At 70.1% G+C, this 17160-nt stretch carries 16 protein-coding genes and 3 pseudogenes; 11 read left to right on the forward strand and 8 right to left on the reverse strand.

What is annotated here, in order from left to right; genetic code table 11:
• Positions 1-235: 235 nt before the first annotated feature.
• Positions 236-1492 carry a YncE family protein gene (locus ABZ725_RS06225; protein ID WP_358801581.1) on the reverse strand — a complete coding sequence of 419 codons (1257 nt, stop codon included), beginning with the start codon at positions 1490-1492 and terminating at the stop codon, positions 236-238.
• A gap of 190 nt (positions 1493-1682) precedes the next feature.
• Between ABZ725_RS06225 and ABZ725_RS06230 the strand changes: the two genes are divergently transcribed.
• A complete protein-coding gene (locus tag ABZ725_RS06230; protein ID WP_358801582.1) occupies positions 1683-2369 on the forward strand; it encodes a TetR/AcrR family transcriptional regulator in 687 nt (228 codons plus the stop codon).
• Positions 2370-2382: 13 nt separating this feature from the next.
• On the opposite strand, the gene ABZ725_RS06235 is transcribed toward ABZ725_RS06230, so the two are convergent.
• Positions 2383-3612, reverse strand: a complete 1230-nt coding sequence (locus ABZ725_RS06235) for a glycosyltransferase (RefSeq protein WP_358802053.1) — start codon at positions 3610-3612, stop codon at positions 2383-2385.
• Between the two features lie 206 nt (positions 3613-3818).
• On the opposite strand from ABZ725_RS06235, the gene ABZ725_RS06240 reads away from it, so the two are divergent.
• Both ABZ725_RS06240 and ABZ725_RS06245 read left to right on the forward strand, forming a co-directional pair.
• Entirely contained in the window at positions 3819-5783 is a 1965-nt protein-coding gene (locus ABZ725_RS06240; protein WP_358801583.1) for a ricin-type beta-trefoil lectin domain protein, read from the forward strand.
• 132 nt (positions 5784-5915) lie between these two features.
• Positions 5916-6701: a hypothetical protein gene (locus ABZ725_RS06245; RefSeq protein ID WP_358801584.1), complete on the forward strand. Its 786-nt coding sequence runs from the start codon at positions 5916-5918 to the stop codon at positions 6699-6701.
• Between the two features lie 3 nt (positions 6702-6704).
• On the opposite strand, the gene ABZ725_RS06250 is transcribed toward ABZ725_RS06245, so the two are convergent.
• Positions 6705-7550, reverse strand: coding sequence for a hypothetical protein (locus tag ABZ725_RS06250; protein WP_358801585.1), 846 nt, complete (start codon positions 7548-7550; stop codon positions 6705-6707).
• 71 nt (positions 7551-7621) lie between these two features.
• Here ABZ725_RS06250 and ABZ725_RS06255 point away from each other — a divergent pair, with 71 nt between their 5' ends.
• Complete coding sequence (locus ABZ725_RS06255; protein ID WP_358801586.1) at positions 7622-8170, forward strand: MarR family transcriptional regulator; 549 nt, start codon at positions 7622-7624, stop codon at positions 8168-8170.
• Positions 8171-8194: 24 nt separating this feature from the next.
• On the opposite strand, the gene ABZ725_RS06260 is transcribed toward ABZ725_RS06255, so the two are convergent.
• Positions 8195-8560, reverse strand: a complete 366-nt coding sequence (locus ABZ725_RS06260; RefSeq protein WP_358801587.1) for a nuclear transport factor 2 family protein — start codon at positions 8558-8560, stop codon at positions 8195-8197.
• 170 nt (positions 8561-8730) lie between these two features.
• Here ABZ725_RS06260 and ABZ725_RS06265 point away from each other — a divergent pair, with 170 nt between their 5' ends.
• A complete protein-coding gene (locus ABZ725_RS06265; RefSeq protein WP_358801588.1) occupies positions 8731-9027 on the forward strand; it encodes a hypothetical protein in 297 nt (98 codons plus the stop codon).
• Between the two features lie 80 nt (positions 9028-9107).
• Here ABZ725_RS06265 and ABZ725_RS06270 read toward each other — a convergent pair whose 3' ends face one another.
• From ABZ725_RS06270 to ABZ725_RS06285, 4 genes and pseudogenes are all read right to left on the reverse strand, one after another.
• Positions 9108-9470: an antibiotic biosynthesis monooxygenase gene (locus ABZ725_RS06270; RefSeq protein WP_358801589.1), complete on the reverse strand. Its 363-nt coding sequence runs from the start codon at positions 9468-9470 to the stop codon at positions 9108-9110.
• Positions 9471-9612: 142 nt separating this feature from the next.
• Positions 9613-10088: pseudogene (locus ABZ725_RS06275) on the reverse strand (ABC transporter transmembrane domain-containing protein); the annotation flags it as partial.
• A 35-nt stretch (positions 10089-10123) separates the two neighbouring features.
• A pseudogene (locus ABZ725_RS06280) lies at positions 10124-10998 on the reverse strand (AraC family transcriptional regulator).
• Between the two features lie 585 nt (positions 10999-11583).
• On the reverse strand, positions 11584-12525 hold the full coding sequence (locus ABZ725_RS06285) for a winged helix-turn-helix domain-containing protein (protein ID WP_358801590.1): 942 nt from the start codon (positions 12523-12525) through the stop codon (positions 11584-11586).
• Between the two features lie 400 nt (positions 12526-12925).
• Between ABZ725_RS06285 and ABZ725_RS06290 the strand changes: the two genes are divergently transcribed.
• The 6 genes and pseudogenes from ABZ725_RS06290 (at position 12926) to ABZ725_RS06315 (ending at position 17140) form a co-directional block, all read left to right on the forward strand.
• Positions 12926-13231: a hypothetical protein gene (locus ABZ725_RS06290; RefSeq protein ID WP_358801591.1), complete on the forward strand. Its 306-nt coding sequence runs from the start codon at positions 12926-12928 to the stop codon at positions 13229-13231.
• A 63-nt stretch (positions 13232-13294) separates the two neighbouring features.
• On the forward strand, positions 13295-13477 hold the full coding sequence (locus tag ABZ725_RS06295; RefSeq protein ID WP_358801592.1) for a hypothetical protein: 183 nt from the start codon (positions 13295-13297) through the stop codon (positions 13475-13477).
• Positions 13478-13640: 163 nt separating this feature from the next.
• Complete coding sequence (locus tag ABZ725_RS06300) at positions 13641-14144, forward strand: RICIN domain-containing protein (RefSeq protein ID WP_059193282.1); 504 nt, start codon at positions 13641-13643, stop codon at positions 14142-14144.
• A 133-nt stretch (positions 14145-14277) separates the two neighbouring features.
• A pseudogene (locus ABZ725_RS06305) lies at positions 14278-15192 on the forward strand (IS982 family transposase).
• Between the two features lie 233 nt (positions 15193-15425).
• Positions 15426-16511, forward strand: a complete 1086-nt coding sequence (locus ABZ725_RS06310) for an S-(hydroxymethyl)mycothiol dehydrogenase (protein WP_358801593.1) — start codon at positions 15426-15428, stop codon at positions 16509-16511.
• Positions 16511-17140 (forward strand): MBL fold metallo-hydrolase, encoded by a 630-nt coding sequence (locus tag ABZ725_RS06315; protein WP_358801594.1) that lies wholly within the window; start codon positions 16511-16513, stop codon positions 17138-17140. Before ABZ725_RS06310 ends, ABZ725_RS06315 begins: the two co-directional genes overlap by 1 nt.
• Positions 17141-17160 lie beyond the last annotated feature (20 nt).

Here is a 17160-nt window from a genome sequence, read left to right on the forward strand (position 1 = left end):
CCGTCGGCCGGCGCTCTGTCCCGCGCCTCACGTCAGGATCGAATCTCGACCCTGACGTGAGGGCGTGAGGGCGTGAGGGCGGGTGGACGAGGTACTCCGTGAGGCAGGTCGCGGCCTGCGCCGAAGCGACGGAGCCCACCTTGCCCACCCTGCATCGCCGCATCGCCGACGAGTGGGACACCGGCCGCGAGGCGGCCGGTGTCCCACTCGTCGGCTTCGGCAGTATGGCGGAGTGTCAGTTCACCGTTCCGGCCCAGTCGGCGGCCACATGGCCCAGCCGGACCCGCTGCGGATGATCTCCCACCGGCACCGACACGATCTTCTGCCCGGTGCCGAAGTCGATCGCGGTGACCTGGTCGGCGCCGCTCTCGGAGATGACGCAGCTCTTTCCGTCGCCGCTGACCGTGGCCCAGTAGGGCTTGGAGGCGGTGACCAGCGGGCCTTCCTGGAGCGTGGTGCGGTTGACGACCGTCGCGTAGTCGTCCATCGTGCCCGCGACGCACAGCTTGCTGCCGTCGGGGCTCATCGAAATGCCGTGGTGGCGCGAGTCGTTGACGAAGGTGGTGCGGTCGTCGCTGGTCGCCGGGTTCTTCGGCAGGGTCTTCGTCCGGGTGATCCGGTCCGTGGCGAGGTCGTACTCGAAGAAGCCGTTGAAGAACGAGACCTGGAAGTACAGCTTGGACTCGTCGGGTGAGAAGACCGCCGGGCGCACCGCGTCGGAGTAGTCGGTGAGGCCGATCGCGTCCAGCCGCTGCCGCATGTCGATGATCCTGACCTGCTGGTAGGTGTTCGCGTCGACGACGGTGATGCGCCGGTCGCCCTTCGTGAAGTCCTGCCACGGCGCGTCCTGCGAGGTGTTCACGTCGCCGATCGACATGTTGTAGATGTACTTGCCGTCCTTGGTGAAGATGTTCTCGTGCGGCTTGTCGCCGGTCTTGAACGAGCCCAACTGTTTCCCGGTACTGATGTTCAGGACGTGCACGGTGTTGGAGATCGACGCGGAGACCGCGACCCGGAGCCCGTCCGGCGAGACGGCCATGTGGTCGGAGCGGTAACCGGACACCGGGAAACGCCAGTTGATGTTTCCGGTGGCCAGGTCGATCGAGACGACGTCGGCGAAACTGGGCCGGGAGACGACCACCGATGCGCCGTCCGGAGTGGTGTACATGTCGTCGACGAACTGGTCGTGGCCCTCGCCGACGCCGTTGCGGATGGCCTGGAAGTAGATCCACTTGATCGGGTCGGCGTTGATCTCCGCCATCCGCGCGGCCTTGTCGGGGATCACGTTGATCCGGCCGACCTTCGCGAAGTCACCGCTGGAGTTGATGACGTCCGCGGTGCCCTCCCAGTTGTTGCCGACGAAGAGCACCTCGCGCAGGGCGGCGGCGCTGGAGGAGTCGGAGGCGGCGGTGGCGGCGGTCGCGGGGGCGGTGACGGTCAGGACGAGGGCGGCGGCTACGGAGCAAAGGCGCCTGGTTCTGAAATCAGGCATGCTGCTCTCTCCTCTGGGGGTGGCGGGTGTGAGGGCAGGGCGGAGGGTCGCGCGCACGCCTGCCCGAGTCTGAACACGCTTGAGTTCAGAGTTTGCTTACTGGAGAGTAAGGAAGGGGTGCCCTGCGCGGCAAGATTGCGGACACGACAAAATCGGGGGTGGGGGAGCACGGAGCGACGAGGGAGGGTCAGTGACGGGCAGGCTCAGGGCGCCGACCGGCCGGTACGCCGGCAAGACCGCCGAACAGCGGCAGGCCGAGCGACGCGCGAGGTTTCTGGACGCGGCGCTGGAGATGTTCGGCGGCGCCCCCGGCTACCGCGGCACCACGGTCGCGTCGCTGAGCGAGGCGGCCGGCCTGTCGACCCGCCAGTTCTACGAGGAGTTCTGCGCCCTCGAGGACGTCCTGGCGGCACTGCACCTCCAGGTCAACGACTGGGCGGAGGCGGCGGTCGTGGCCGGTGTTGCGGGCGCCGAGGGCCTGCCGCTGGCCGAGCGCGCCACCGCGATCTTCCGCGCCTACGCCGCCAACGTCACCGCCGATCCCCGCCGCATCCGCATCACCTTCGTCGAGATCGTCGGCGTCAGCGCTCGCCTGGAGGAACAGCGCCTGGCCCGCCGCGCCCGCTGGATCGAGCTGATCTGCCGCGAGGCGATGGCCGCGGCGGACCGCGGCGAGGCGGCCGTCCGTGACTACCGCCTCCCGGCCACGGCGTTCATCGGCAGCGTCAACGGCCTCCTGCACGACTGGACCGCCGGCTGGGTGGAGGCCACTCTGGAGGAGGCCGTCGACGAACTGGTCCGGCAACTGCTGGGGATCCTGCGACCGCCCGGGTGGGCGCCGGAGCCGACGCCGACGCCGGGGCCCGGGGCAGCGTAGGCCCGGCCGGTCGTCAGGCGAGGCGTCCCACCGCCTCCACCACCCGCGTCACCCCGTCCTCCTCGCGCACCCCCGCCCCCAGCTCCCGCGCCCGCTCGCGGTACCCGGGGTCCCGAGTGACCCGCACGAGCGCGTCGGCGAGGGTGTCGGCGGTGAGTCGGCGCAGCGGCACCGGGGCCGGGGCCACCCCCAGGGCGACCAGGCGGTCCGCCCAGAACGCCTCGTCGAACTGGATCGGCACCGGCACCGCGGGCACCCCGGCCCGCACCCCGGCCGCCGTCGTGCCCGCCCCGCAGTGGTGGACCACCGCTGCCGTCTCCGGGAAGAGCAGCGAGTGCGGCACGTCGTCGACGGTCAGCATGTCGTCCCCGTCGGCCGCGAGGCCCGCCCAGCCGCGCTGGATCACCCCGCGCAGCCCCGCCCGCCGCAGCGCCCGGACGACCTCGACGCTCAGCCGCCGCGGGTCGGGCACGGTCGCGCTGCCCAGGCCCACGAAGACCGGCGGCGGCCCCGCGTCGAGGAACTCCCGCAGGGCGGGCGGGAGTCGACTCTCGCGGTCGTAGGGCCACCAGTACCCGGTGACGCCCAGCTCCGCCCGCCAGTCCGGGGGCCGGGGCACCACCAGCGGGCTGAAGCCGTGCAGGACCGGCCGGCCGCGCCGGCCCCGGGCTCGCAGGCCGGCGATCGGGCGGCGTACGGCGGGCAGGCCCAGCCGGGCCCGTACGGTCGGCAGGACGGGGGCGAAGATCTGCTCGACGGCCAGCTCGACGCCGTGCCCGGCGAGCCGGTTGGCGGCGGCTCCCCAGGAGCCGCCGCCCAGCAACGGCGGCGCGAACTCCCGTGTGGGGGCGACCGGTTGGAGGGCGAGGTCCAGGCTCGGCAGGGACAGGCCCTCGGCGATGGTGTGGCCCAGCGGCGCCACCGAGGCCGCGAGCAGGAGCGCGTCGGCCGCGCGGGCGGCGATCATGAGGTCGTCGGTCATGCGCCCGACCAACGTCCGCGCCATCCGGGCCACCCGCAGCAGCTTGCCCGGACCGGTGCTGCTGCGATGCAGTCCCCGGCCCTGCTCGGACTCCAGTTCGGCCCGCGGATCGACGGGCAGCGGGTGGAAGCCCACCCCCGAGCCCGCCACCAGCGGCGCGAACCGCTCGTGCGTGACCAGGGTGACCTCGTGGCCCGCGCGCACGAGCGCGTGCCCCAGCCCGGTGAAGGGGGCGACATCGCCCCGGGAGCCTGCCGTCATGATCGCCACTCGCACGACGGACAGTATGGGGGCGGGGAGCCCGGTGGGGGTGAACGACCCTACGAAAGCAGCCACTTCCTCTTTGAGAGCGGTCACATCACTTCTGTCCCAGCCGTTGACTTCACCCTCCGGCGGCTCTACTTTCGGCGCGCAATACGTTCGATTCATCGACCCTCGTTCGATATTTCGTACCTCGGAGCCGCCGCATGTTTCCCCCAACCCCCCTCCGTCCGGGCCTCGCCCGGCGCTGGAGATCAGCCGCCGCGCGGGCCCTCGCCCTCCTGCTGACGGCCACCGCCGCCCTGCTCTTCGTCCAGCCCGGCCCGGCCCAGGCCGCGACCTCGCGCCAGATCTCCGTGCCCACCGCCCCGATGGGCTGGGCCTCCTGGAACAGCTTCGCCGCGAAGATCGACTACAACGTCATCAAGCAGCAGGTCGACGCGTTCGTCGCCGCCGGGCTGCCGGCGGCCGGGTACAACTACATCAACATCGACGAGGGCTGGTGGCAGGGCACCCGCGACAGCGCGGGCAACATCACCATCGACGAGTCCGAGTGGCCGGGCGGCATGAGCGCCATCGCCGACTACATCCACAGCAAGGGCCTCAAGGCCGGCATCTACACCGACGCCGGCAAGGACGGCTGCGGCTACTACTACCCGACCGGGCGCCCCGCCGCCCCGGGCAGCGGCAGCGAGGGCCACTACGAGCAGGACATGCTCCAGTTCTCGCAGTGGGGCTTCGACTTCGTGAAGGTCGACTGGTGCGGCGGCGACGCCGAGGGCCTGGACGCGCCGACGACGTACACCGCGATCAGCGCGGCGGTGACGAAGGCGACGGCCACCACGGGCCGCCCGCTGACCCTCTCCATCTGCAACTGGGGTTACCAGAACACCTGGAACTGGGCCCCGGGCCTGGCCCCCATGTACCGGACCAGCACCGACATCATCTTCTACGGCAACAACCCGTCGATGACGAACCTGTTGTCCAACTTCGACCAGGGCCTGCACCCCACCGCCCAGCACACCGGCTACTACAACGACCCGGACATGCTGATGGTCGGCATGACCGGCTTCACCGCCGCCCAGAACCGCACCCACATGAACCTGTGGGCCATCTCCGGCGCGCCGCTCCTGGCCGGCAACGACCTGACCACGATGACCACCGAGACGGCGAACATCCTCAAGAACCCCGAGGTCATCGCCGTCGACCAGGACGCGCGCGGCCTCCAGGGCGTCAAGGTCGCCGAGGACACCACCGGGGCGCAGGTGTACGGCAAGGTCCTCGCCGGCAGCGGCAAGCGCGCCGTCGTCCTGCTCAACCGCACCTCCGCCGCCCAGAACATCACCGTGCGCTGGTCGGACCTGGGTCTCACCAACGCCTCCGCGACCGTCCGTGACCTGTGGACGCGCGCCGACGTCGGCACGTACGCCACGAGCTACACCGCGAGCGTTCCGGCGGGCGGCTCGGTCATGCTCACCGTCAGCGGCGGCACCGAGGCGTCGGGCAGCACGTACGCCGGCACGTCGAGCTTCTCCGGCGTGGTCGCCGGCAGCACCGGCCTGAAGGTCGTCGACGTGGCCTACACCAACACCGCGTCCACCGCCCGCACCGCGACCCTCAAGGTCAACGGCCAGACGACGACCACGGTCTCCTTCCCGCCGACCGGCTCCAGCCAGGGCACGATCACCCTCCAGGTCGCCCTGTCCAAGGGCTCGTCGAACACCCTGACCTTCACGAACGCCCCGACCCTCGCCGACATCACGGTCAAGCCGCTGCCCGGCATGAACGGCAACCTGGTCGTCGGCACCCAGTCCGGCCGCTGCCTGGACCTCTACAACAGCACCATCACCAACGGCACGCAGGCGGAGATCTGGGACTGCAACGGCGGCTCCAACCAGGCCTGGACGTACACCTCCCGCAAGGAACTCGTGGTGTACGGCAACAAGTGCCTGGACGCCTACAACCTCGGCACCACCAACGGCACCAAGGTCGTGATCTGGGACTGCAACGGCCAGAACAACCAGAAGTGGAACGTCAACAGCGACGGCACGATCACCAACGTCAACGCGGGTCTCTGCCTCGACGCCAACGGCGCGGGCACGGCCAACCGCACCCCGATCGTGCTGTGGACCTGCGGCACCGCCGACAACCAGAAGTGGACGCTGACCTGACAGTCCGGTCCGGTTCGTTCTGTTCCGTTCCGTCCGGGCGGGCACGCGCGCGTGCCCGCCCGGATCGCGTGTGAGGGCTGATCCGACCGGGCATCCCTTCCTCCTGCCGAGGTGCGGGTACAAGGGGGAGCCATGTCGGACACGAGTGAGGCCGCAGCGGACGTCGGGACGGTCCGGTCCAAGGGCGGACGGGCCCGGCGGGCGGTGTTCCGCCTCGTCATGGTCGTCCTGATCCTGCTGCTCGCCGGACGCACCTACGAGGAGACGGCCGTCGCGCTCGCCCGCTCGAACGGGTCCCTGGACACCGCCGCGGCGACCGTGACGGAGGTGACCTCGCGCACGGTCTCCGGATACTCGGGCGGCGGCCAGGACGGCGGCAACGGCACGTTCCTCAGCCACACCGAGTTCACGGTCCGACTCGCCCTGGGCGAAGGGAACAAGACGGTCGACCAGGTCGAGGAGCGGGCCGCGCGGGACCTCTGGGAGGGTCGGCGGGTCCAGGTCGGCCTGTGGCACGGGCGGGTCGTGGAGATCGAGGGCCGCAACGTCTGGCGAGGCTGGCACTTCGGGGCGCTGGACGTCACGCTGATGGTGCTGATGCCGTTGATCACCGGCTACCTCGTCTCCCTCGCCGTGCTCGCCGCCGCCTTCCTCACGGCCCGGGCCGGCCGGGTCCGGCTGGGGCGCGACGATCGTTTCGGCCCCTGTGCGCTCGGTTGGGCGGTCGGCATGTTCGTGCTCCTCGCGCTCCTCATGCGCACGGCCTTCGGAGACGTCCCCCCGTACTGGCCGGCCTTCCCCGTCGGCGCCGGAGCGACGGTGGCGCTGGTCCTGCTGAGCGCGGTGATCCGCCGCCACGCACGCACCCCGACCGAGGACGCCCCCGTCGGCGCCGACGACACCCTGGCGCAGGCCTGACCGTCACCTGTCCTGCGGCGGGGCCGTCGGGTCCGTGCCGCCCAGGAACGCGCTCGCCTGCTGCGCGAGCCGGGTCGCGCCGATCGCCTCCGCCCAGCGGGTCACCTCCGTCGCCAGTGCCTGCGCGGCCGGCTCGTCTCCGCTGTCCCGGGCCAGGACCGCCAGCAGCAACTGCTGGGACAGGGTGCCGGGGACGGTGCCCGCCCGGGCGCCCAGAGCCGTGGCGCGGCGCCAGCGGTCCAGGGCGCGGGTGCGGTCCCCGCAGTCGTGGTCGTGGTCGCCCAGGTGGCGCAGGGCCTCCCGGGCCAGCAGATCGTCCGCGCCCGCCTCGCCCGCCCGCAGCGCGGCCTCGTAGTGGACGGGCGCGGCGGTGCGCTCGGCGAAGTGGTTGTCGGTGATCAGGCCGAGGTACAGCGCCGCCCAGCCGCGCCGCCGGTCGTCCGGTGCGCCGTCGCGCAGGGCGCGCGCCCTGCGGCGCAGCGCGGCGAGCGCCTCGGGATCCTTGCCCACGGGCCCGAACCGCAGCGTGCCGTCGACGAGGAGCAGCCGGGCGTAGTCGTGCCGCAGCCGTACGAACTCCAGATCCCAGGCACCGCCGGGAGTCGTGTGCGTCTCCTTCTCCGCGACCGCGACCGCGACCCGTTCCGCCGCGGTGTCCGTCCCGCTGAACCAGTCATGTTCCAGGGCGACTTCGGCGGCGGTCAGCGCGACGCGCGCACGCGCGTCCGGATCCGTGACCGACAGTGATTCGAGGAGAAGCGCGGCGGTCTCCCAGCGGCCCGCGCGGCTCAACTCACGTATAGCGCACAGGAGTTCGTCGACAGGAAGGCAAGCGGTGGCAATCGGCATGCGAGGGACGGTAGTTATGAGCAAAACCATCCACAAGAAAACTACTGTGACGGACAGCGAAGGGGCAGGGCATGGAGGACTCGGTCGACCGGCATGTCGCCGTATGGGCGAAGGAACTCGACTGGATGGACCCGGTCAAGGAGCAGATCGTCGCGCGGCTGGCGGTACTGGCCCGGTACCTGCAGCAGACCCGCCGCGACGCCCTCGACACGGACGGGCTGTCCCACGGACAGTTCAAGATCCTGCTGATGCTGCGCCGCCAGGGCCCGCCCTACGAGAGCAGTCCGTCCCACCTCGCCGACCTGCTCGGCCTGACCCGCGGAGCGCTCTCCGCACGGCTCGGCCCCATCGAGGACGCGGGCCTGATCGTCCGCACCCATGAGAGCGGCGACCGCCGACGGGTGCGGGTACGGCTCACCGACGCCGGCCGTACCGCGTTCGAACGGCACGCTGCCTCGGAGGAGGCGGGTGAGAGCGCGCTGCTCTCAGCGCTGTCCGCAGCAGAGCGAGAGACACTCGCCGACCTGCTGCGAACACTGGTACTGGCAGCGGAGACCGGGCCGGACGCGACCGCCCCAGCCCCGCCCGCACCGCGAAGGTCCAGGTCAGCCGGGAGGTGACCTGGATCCCCGCGGTCTTCCTTCCTACTCGTCCCATGCCTGGATCAACGTCTGGTCGACGATCTTGCCGTCACGCAATGTGATCATCGACTCGGCGAGTACGCGCACACCGTCCGCGTACTGGCAGGACTCGCTGTAGGCGGCACGGTCGCCCTGGACGATGCACTCCTCCAGTTTGTGGGTCATGTCCCGGCTGTAGACGTCTTCGAGCAACTGGGCGATCTCGTCCCGGCCGTGCAGCACTCTGGGGCGGCTGGGCTGGGTGTTGTGGTCGATGACGCGCAGTTCGGCGTCGTCGGCGTAGAGCGACAGCAGTGTCGTCGCGGTCTGTCCCTCGACGCCCCTGCGCAGGGTCTCGGTGTCGAAGGCGGAGCCTGCCGCGGTGCCCATGGTGACCTCCTTCGAGGGCGCGGCCCTGGGGAGGACGGGCCGCCGGGCCCTCACCTTCGAGGCTCCTCCGGCCCGCCGCACTCGGCAAGCGCAGGCGACCCGCTCCACCCGTCGGGTGAGCGCGGCCGCCCGCCCGTGTCCACGACAGCGCCCGCCGCGTTGCTGAGGGCATGATCTCCACTCGACGCATCGCCGCCATCGCCGCTCTCGCCGCCGGGGTCACTGGCCTCGCGGCGCCCATGGCGAACGCGGCCGAAGGCCCGGACGCCGGCCGGCTCAACCCGATCACCACGCTGGACACGCTCGCCGCGAGCCAGATTCCCGCAGAGCACCGGGCCGCCTTCCCGACGGTCTCCCAGCAGGTGCGCGAGGTGAAGAACGTGAGCCAGTTGCACAAGCTGAACGAGCTGCACCAGGTCACCGACCTCGCCGGCCCTGTCACCGGGCTGCTGCCCTCGGTCGAGTAGCCGAGCGTCGCACCTCCACCCACGGGGCCGTCCGGACGACCGGGCGGCCCCCGCGCACGTTCAGCCCTCGTCGGCTTCCTTCAGGCCGGTGGCGCCTGCTGATCTGCCGGGCGGGCAAACCCGTAGGCGCGCTCGACCTTGGCCACGTGGAGCGCGAACGAGGTGTACCAGTGCTCGCGTCCGTCCGCGCGGGCCAGGGTGTGCTCCGCGTGATTCCGCCACGCGGCGATCGAGTCCTCGTCCTGCCAGTACGACACCGTGATCCCCAGGCCGTTCGCACCGCGAGCGGCATCGACACCGAGGAATCCCGGCTGGTCGGCGGCGAGTTTCATCATCCGCTCGTCTCTCTCCGCATAGCCGTTGTCGCCGGCCGTCCGTACGGCGGTGAACACCACGGCGTAGTAGGGCGGAGCGGGCAGCGAGGCGGGCGCAGGATCGGTCACGGAGGTCCTCCAACTGACGACACCGGCAGGATCGCCTCGAACGATCTCGCGTACCCGCCTGAGCCCACAACCCGCGTCACTCGACCGTCGCGAGAAACTGGGTCGCCGCAAGCTCCGCGTAGAGCGGACCGCCCGCCACGAGCTCACGGTGGGCGCCCGACGCCTTCACCGTGCGCAGCGGGCCCAGCACCCGCTCCAGCGAGGCCCCCATCACGCCCACCGCGTCCTGAGCGCGCCGGCTCGCCCGGTTGATGCGCGGCACGATCACTCCGAGGACCGTGCCCGCGCACAGGATCACGGCCGGCGTGACCCCCAGCAGCACCGGGTCCACCAGCCCCATCATCACGACCGTGGCGGCCGGTGTGAGACCGCCGGTGCCGAGGCCCACCAGCGAGTCGGTGGTGACCTCGCGCAGCAGCGTCGTGTCGGAGGTGATGCGGGCCATCAGATCGCCGGGCTCGCTCCGGTCGACGGCCGTGATCCGCAGGCGCAGCAGATACGGTCGTGGCCCAGGTCGTCGATCAACTCCCTTGCCACGAGCGGCAGCAGCAGCCCGGTCGCGCCGGTGACGAGCGAGAGCACCGCGCCGGCGAGCAGGGTCCAGCGGTGTGGCCGCACCTAGATGATCGATTCCAAGGGATCGGTGCCGATGTTCACGCCCCGGCACTCCTGCTGCCCCTCTCGACCGGGATCCACAGCTGGGAGTCGGTCTCCGCACCGATCTCCACCGGCTGCGTCCTCAGGAGCTCTGGGCCTGTCCGGCTCATGTACGGGTTCGAGGGGAACCACTGCGTGAACACGTCCCGCCACAGCTCCTGGAGGGCGCTCGGATAGGGCCCGTGGTTGTCGAAAACCGCCCAGGTCCCGGCCCGCACGTCGAGGGCGTCGAGCCCCTCGGCCGCCACCTCGGGACCGGTCACCACGCCGATCCAGTAGTCCACCTCGGCGCCCTCTTCCCGGCTGTCGGTCAGGTACACCGCCGCCGACAGGATCCCGTCCGGCTCCTGGCCGGCCAGCTCCTTCATCCTTACGATTGCCTGCTTGTCCAAGCTTTCCAGGCGCGCCGCGGCGGCCGCGTTGACTCCCTCGCGCACGAGCGGGAGCCGGGCCATCTTGCCAACGACCCGAAACGACTCCTTCTCCACGATCCGGTAGCGCATGGTCGTACTCCCTTCGACGACAACCCGGAAGGAGATGCGCGGCTGTGCCGTGAGCACCGCACCCGTGCGCCGGGCTTCGCCCGGCCCGATGCCGTGTACCGACCGGAATGCCCGGGCGAACGCCTCGCCCGAGCTGTACCCGTACCGCACCGCGACATTGAGCAGGTCCCCGGCCAGTACCTCGGCCCCGGCGAGCGTCATTCGTCGCCGCCGCACATAGACCGGGAGCGGCATCCCGGCGAGCGCGGAGAACAGCCGCCGGAAGTGGTACTCCGACACCGCGGCGATCCGGGCTATCTCGGCTATATCGGCCTCCCGGTCGAGGCAGGCCCAAGGTGGTCCAGCGCCTGATTCAGCCGCTCCAGCACGCGTATCCGTCCTTCCTTCTTGCGTCTCCACAGAGGAACGCCCACCCTGCTAAACAGCCGCAGGAGCCACAGCGGCCGGCACCCGAGTCCAGGCCGGAGCCGTTCGCCGCGTGCGGCGCCTTGATGGTCATCGGCGCTGCGGTCTGGGGCGCCGACCGGGCCATCAGCCGACCGCGAGGCGAAGACAGGAGCGGTGACCGAGGGGTCCGGCGGCCCGATCGCGCGCTGTCAGGCTGCCTTGCTGGAGTAGAGAAGATTTGATCGCGCCCCGCCCGATAAAACCAGTACGGGAATTGTTGGGCAGGAAGCCCTGGCGTTGCATGAGGCATACGCCCATGACTGATGTTAAGGGGTTTTGCGAGCCGCGGTTTGAGGCAGTCCGGGCAGCCCTTGCAGCTTTGCTCAGCAAGGACGACGTGGGTGCCTCGGCGGCAGGGCTGTTTCAAAGTCCGAGTGATGCTGCGAAGTCGCAGGTTGCGGTGGCGTGACGACTGTCGGTCGACCCGTTCGCCTATGTCCGTCCGGACGGCCCGCACACGGCCTTCGCCTTCGGCTTCCCTCATGGCCGGCTGGATCCCGCAGGAGTCAGTGGCGGTCGGGCAGGGGCGAGGCCGCGGCGTGGAGGAGGAGTTCCGCGCCCAGGGGGGTGAGACTGTGGTGGCGGGTCCTGCCGGTGCGGTGGGTGGTCACCAAGCCGGCGCGCCGCAGGACCGTCGCGTGTTCGCTGGCCGAGGCGATCGACAGGCCCACCCGGCGGGCGAGTTGGCTCGTGGACGCCCCCTCGGCGATCACCTCGAGCACAGCCGCGCGGCTGTGCCCCAGAAGCGCGGCCAGCCCGCCATGGGGACCGTAGAGCCCGGTTGTCAGAGCTCGGGGAGGGCCGTCGCCGGCAACGTCGTAGTACAACGTTGGCTGCTCGGTTGCCCGCTCTTCGTCCGGGTCGCAGGGAACGTAGGACATGAAGGCGGCTGGGGCGAGCAGCAGCCCCCGCCCGCCAAGGTGGAAGTCCAGGTCGTCCGGGGAATCGATCTCCAGGTGTGGCGGGCGCCAGCGCATGCGAGGGTGCAAGGTGCTCAGCACCTGTTCCAGGCCGCCGTCCCGTAACTGCCGTGCGCGCTCCGCCAGGTCGGCCGCGATCGTGGAGGCCAGGCCGCGCCAGTACGGTGCGACGGCGATGCGGTGGTAATCGCGGATGGACTGAGCAAGCCTGGCTGCGGTACCCCGGTCACCGTCGGCCAGCTCGCGGGCCCACCCGGGCAGGCTCCGGTGCTGGGCCACGTACTCCAGGTCCGCGCGCAACTCCTGTCGGGGCGTAGCCAGCAGCCGATCCAGTTCCTCCTCCAGCGTGTGCAGGCCCTGCTGAGGACGGAGGAAGCGGGGGACGGGGTGGGAGGAGGAGGTCGGTGTCAGCCCGCTCAGCAGTGGCGGCGCGGACGGCTTCAACGCAGCCCTGACGGCACGGCGCCACAGGTCGAGTTCAGAAGTCCCCGTACGGTGCACAAGCCGGCTGGCACTGAAGGCAGTCACGCCGAGGGGACTCGGTACAGCTGCCAGCCGGGTACGCGCCAGGTCACTAAGCGTGAAGTGAATACGCAACACCGTATAGCCCTCCGCAGTACGTCCGGACGTACTGCGGAGGATCCCAGGTTTCGGCGAGGGCCGAAACGTATTTTCCCGGTCGCCGACGGCCGGGATCGTGTGAATACGCGGACCCGTGGACGCCGCGGTGGGCCTTTCACATGTGTTCCGGACCGTCCTGGCAGGTCGTCCGGTCCCTTGACCGGAACGGGACGTGACAGGCGGAACAGCGGCCCGCTGCTTGAAGCGAGTACTCACCCAAGTGATCAGGAGGCAGATATGCGAGGCAAGTTCCGGCGCCGTGGCGCCTTGATGGCGGCCGTTGCAGCACTGAGTGCCGGGGGGGCTGGTGTTGGCGACGGCGGAGAGCGCGTCCGCAAGCTCGCTGATCACCATGCAGATCGGTGCGGCCGTCTTCAACGGCACCAATCTGGCCTCCGGTACGGTCGGAGTTCCGGACCTCTGGAGCGGTGACATGCTTCTGGCCGACTGCTGGAGCACCGGTCAGGACTTGGGCAGAGGAAACATCTGGTATCACACCATCGACGAGCGCTACAACCACCTCGGCGGACTCGAACTGTTCGTCACCGGATGGACGTACGCGCCGTACGTGGACAACAGCGCCGCGGCCGCCGGGTCCATTTCCCACTGCTGACCGGATGCCGTTCTGCTGCCATCGGGCGCGCGGCCTTCAACACCATGGCTGGTCATCGTGCTGATGCGTGGAACCGAGCGCGACTCAACGATCCGCACCGGCCACGGACCCGACAACATGGCCACCCTCCGCAGCTTCGCGATCAACCACCTACGGGCAGCAGGCCACCCCAATATCGCCGCCGGGCTCCGCAAGATGTCCTACCAGCCCTTCCACCGCCCGCTGGATCTCCTCGGCCTGGCCTGACCAGCAACGATCCAAGACCGTCAGACTTTGCAACAACCCTGGCCTCGGCGGCCGTCTAGCTGATTCACAGCATAAGCACCGCAAGGCAGCGGCGCGGCCGACCCGGGCGCCACCGACCACTGATCTCGTCGTTCCGGCGACGAGATCTTCCAGAGGAGAGACTATGACCAGGTATCTCAGAGCCGCGACGGCTCTCGGCGCCATCAGCCTGTTCGGCCTCGGCGTCACCGCCGCACCCGCGTCTGCTGCCGGGTTCGGGCCGATCAAGCACTCCGTCACGGGCAAGTGCATCGACGTCAAGGGCGGCTCGACGCAGGTACACGCGTTGATCCTGCAGTGGGGCTGCCACGGCGGCAGCAACCAGGCATGGCTCAAAGTCCCGGTGAGCGGCGGCTTCCAGTTACTCAACCAGAACAGTGGGCTGTGCCTCGACATCAGCAGCAACACGGCCCAGGTACCGAACGGGACCGGGCTCCAGCTCTTTGGTTGTGACATTGCAGCCGTCTGGCAGCTCAAGGACCCGTTCGGGAACGCAGGGCAGCTCCAGCACGTGGCCAGCGGCAAGTGCATCGACCTCGACTCGGGGAGCGCCGCCGACGGGGCCAGGATCCAGATGTGGGACTGCTTCACGAACAACACGAACCAGATCTGGACGATGCCCGCCTGAAACACCCCAGGCCAGGCGCCCGGCGCCAATGACTGTTCCAGCAGACCGGACTGCGAGTGGGAAACCGGGCCTCACTAGCTAGATTCCAAGGGATCGGCTGCGCGCATAAGGGGAGGGAGCCCAACCTCAGTGTGTGAAGACAGAGTTGGACTCCCTCGCCACCGCACTCTATGTGAAGACCGACGACCTGCTGAAGGAATCACCGCATCTGGCGCCCTGGCGTCCGGCGGTCGGGATCGCTCCGCAACTGACCGATGCCGAGCTGGTCACGCTCGCCATGGTGCAGGCCATGCTGGGCTTCACCTCCGAGGCCAAGTGGCTGCGCCACGCCCGCTCCCACCTGCGGCAGCTCTTCCCCTACCTGCCGAAGCAGCCCGGCTACAACAAGCGCCTGCGCAAGGCCGCCGAGCTGCTGCGGCGGGTAACCCGGCTGCTGGCCACCGACACTTCCGTATGGAGCGACGACGTGTGGATCGTGGATTCCACGCCGGTGGAGTGCGGACGCTCCCGCGAGACCGTCAAACGCTCCGACCTGGCCGGATGGGCCGAGTACGGGTACTGCGCCAGCCACAGCCGCTTCTTCTGGGGCCTGCGCCTGCACCTGGTGTGCACCCTGCAGGGCCTGCCGATCGCCTTCGCCCTGACCGGGGCCAAGGCCGACGAACGCGAGACCCTGCTGGACCTGCTCGCCGCCGAACCGCACCTCGTCGCCGCCCGGCCCGGACAGACGCTGATCGGCGACAAGAACTACTTCGGCCGCGACTTCGAGCACCAGTTGGCCGAGCAGGACATCCGGCTGCTGCGGCCGGCCCGCAAGGGCGAGCCGGAACGCCCCGGGGCCCCGCTGTTCAAGCCGTTGCGGCAGGTCATCGAGTCGGTCAACGAGACCTTCAAGGGCCAGCTCAACCTCGAACAGCACCGAGGCCGCACATAGGCCGGCGTGATCGCCCGCGTCATGCAGCGCATCCTCGCGCTGACCGCCGCGATCTGGCACAACGACCACACCGGCCAGCTCGTCCTGCGCTCACTGACCACCTACGACCACTAACCCCTTGGAATCGATCATCTAGTCGAGCAGCAGCCGCCACGGGGTCGGTCGGCGGCGGTCCGTGCGATGGCCACGGGGCTCCTCGGGGAGTGCGTCGGAGCCCCCAGGCCACGTCGACGGCCTCGCCGGCCGACCGGAAGGAGGGCTTCCGGGACTGTCCGCCGTGCCCTTACCGATCAGTCACGCGTAGGGTCGGACCTGGGACGGACGACGCCGATGAAAGGGGCAGCCTCATGCCGCAGGAAGTGCGCGGAGTGATCGCGCCGGGGAAGAACGAGCCGGTGCGGGTGGAGACGATCGTGATCCCCGACCCCGGTCCCGGTGAGGCCGTGGTGAAGATCCAGGCCTGTGGGGTGTGCCACACGGACCTGCACTACAAGCAGGGCGGGATCAACGACGAGTTCCCCTTCCTGCTCGGGCATGAGGCGGCGGGCGTGGTGGAGTCGGTCGGCGAGGGCGTCACCGACGTCGCTCCCGGTGACTTCGTGATCCTGAACTGGCGTGCGGTGTGCGGGCAGTGCCGGGCGTGTCGGCGCGGCCGCCCCTGGTACTGCTTCGACACCCACAACGCCAAGCAGCGGATGACCCTGACCGACGGCACCGAGCTGTCTCCGGCGCTGGGCATCGGAGCCTTCGCGGAGAAGACCCTGGTGGCGGCCGGCCAGTGCACGAAGGTCGACGCGTCGGTGTCGGCGGCGGTGGCCGGGCTGCTGGGCTGCGGGGTGATGGCCGGTATCGGGGCGGCCATCAACACCGGCAACGTGGGCCGCGGCGACACGGTCGCGGTGATCGGCTGCGGTGGCGTCGGAGACGCGGCGATCGCCGGCTCGAACCTGGCCGGCGCCGCGAAGATCATCGCCGTCGACATCGACGACCGCAAGCTGGAGACCGCCAGGAAGATGGGCGCGACGCACACGGTCAACTCCAAGAAAACGGACGCCGTCGAGGCGATCCGTGAGCTGACCGGCGGGTTCGGCGCGGACGTCGTCATCGAGGCCGTCGGCCGCCCGGAGACCTACAAGCAGGCCTTCTACGGTCGTGACCTGGCCGGCACGGTCGTCCTGGTCGGCGTGCCGACGCCGGAGATGAAGCTCGAACTGCCGCTCCTGGACGTCTTCGGACGCGGCGGCGCGCTGAAGTCGTCCTGGTACGGCGACTGCCTGCCCTCCCGCGACTTCCCCATGCTCATCGACCTGCACCTCCAAGGCCGCCTGGACCTGGGGGCATTCGTCACCGAGACCATCCAACTCGACGAGGTGGAGCAGGCGTTCGAGCGGATGCACCACGGAGACGTCCTGCGCTCGGTGGTGGTGCTGTGATGACCGCACGCATCGAACACCTCGTCACCTCGGGCCAGTTCAGCCTCGACGGCGGCACCTGGGACGTCGACAACAACGTGTGGATCGTCGGCGACGACCACGAGGCGATCGTCATCGACGCCGCCCACGACGTCGACGCCATCCTCGCCGCCGTGGGGGACCGACGGCTGACGGCCGTCGTCTGCACCCACGCCCACAACGACCACATCTCCGCCGCGCCGGCCCTCGCCGACGCGACCGGCGCCACGATCTGGCTGCACCCCGACGATCTGCCGCTGTGGAAACTCACCCACCCGCACCGCGAGCCCGACGCCCACCTGGCCGACGGCCAGGTCATCGAGGCCGCCGGCGCCGACCTCACCGTCCTGCACACCCCCGGGCACGCGCCCGGCGCGGTCTGCCTGTACGAGCCCGGGCTCGGTGTCCTCTTCACCGGCGACACCCTCTTCCACGGCGGCCCCGGCGCGACCGGCCGCTCCTACTCCCACTTCCCGACGATCATCACGTCCATCAAGGACCGGCTGCTCGCCCTGCCGCCCGAGACGAAGGTGCTGACCGGACACGGCGAAGCGACGACCATCGGCGCGGAGGCGCCCCACCTGGAGGAATGGATCGCCCGGGGGCACTGACCGATAAACCGCGCGCACCG

This window comes from Streptomyces sp. NPDC006872 (genome assembly GCF_040635845.1).
GTDB lineage: Bacteria > Actinomycetota > Actinomycetes > Streptomycetales > Streptomycetaceae > Streptomyces.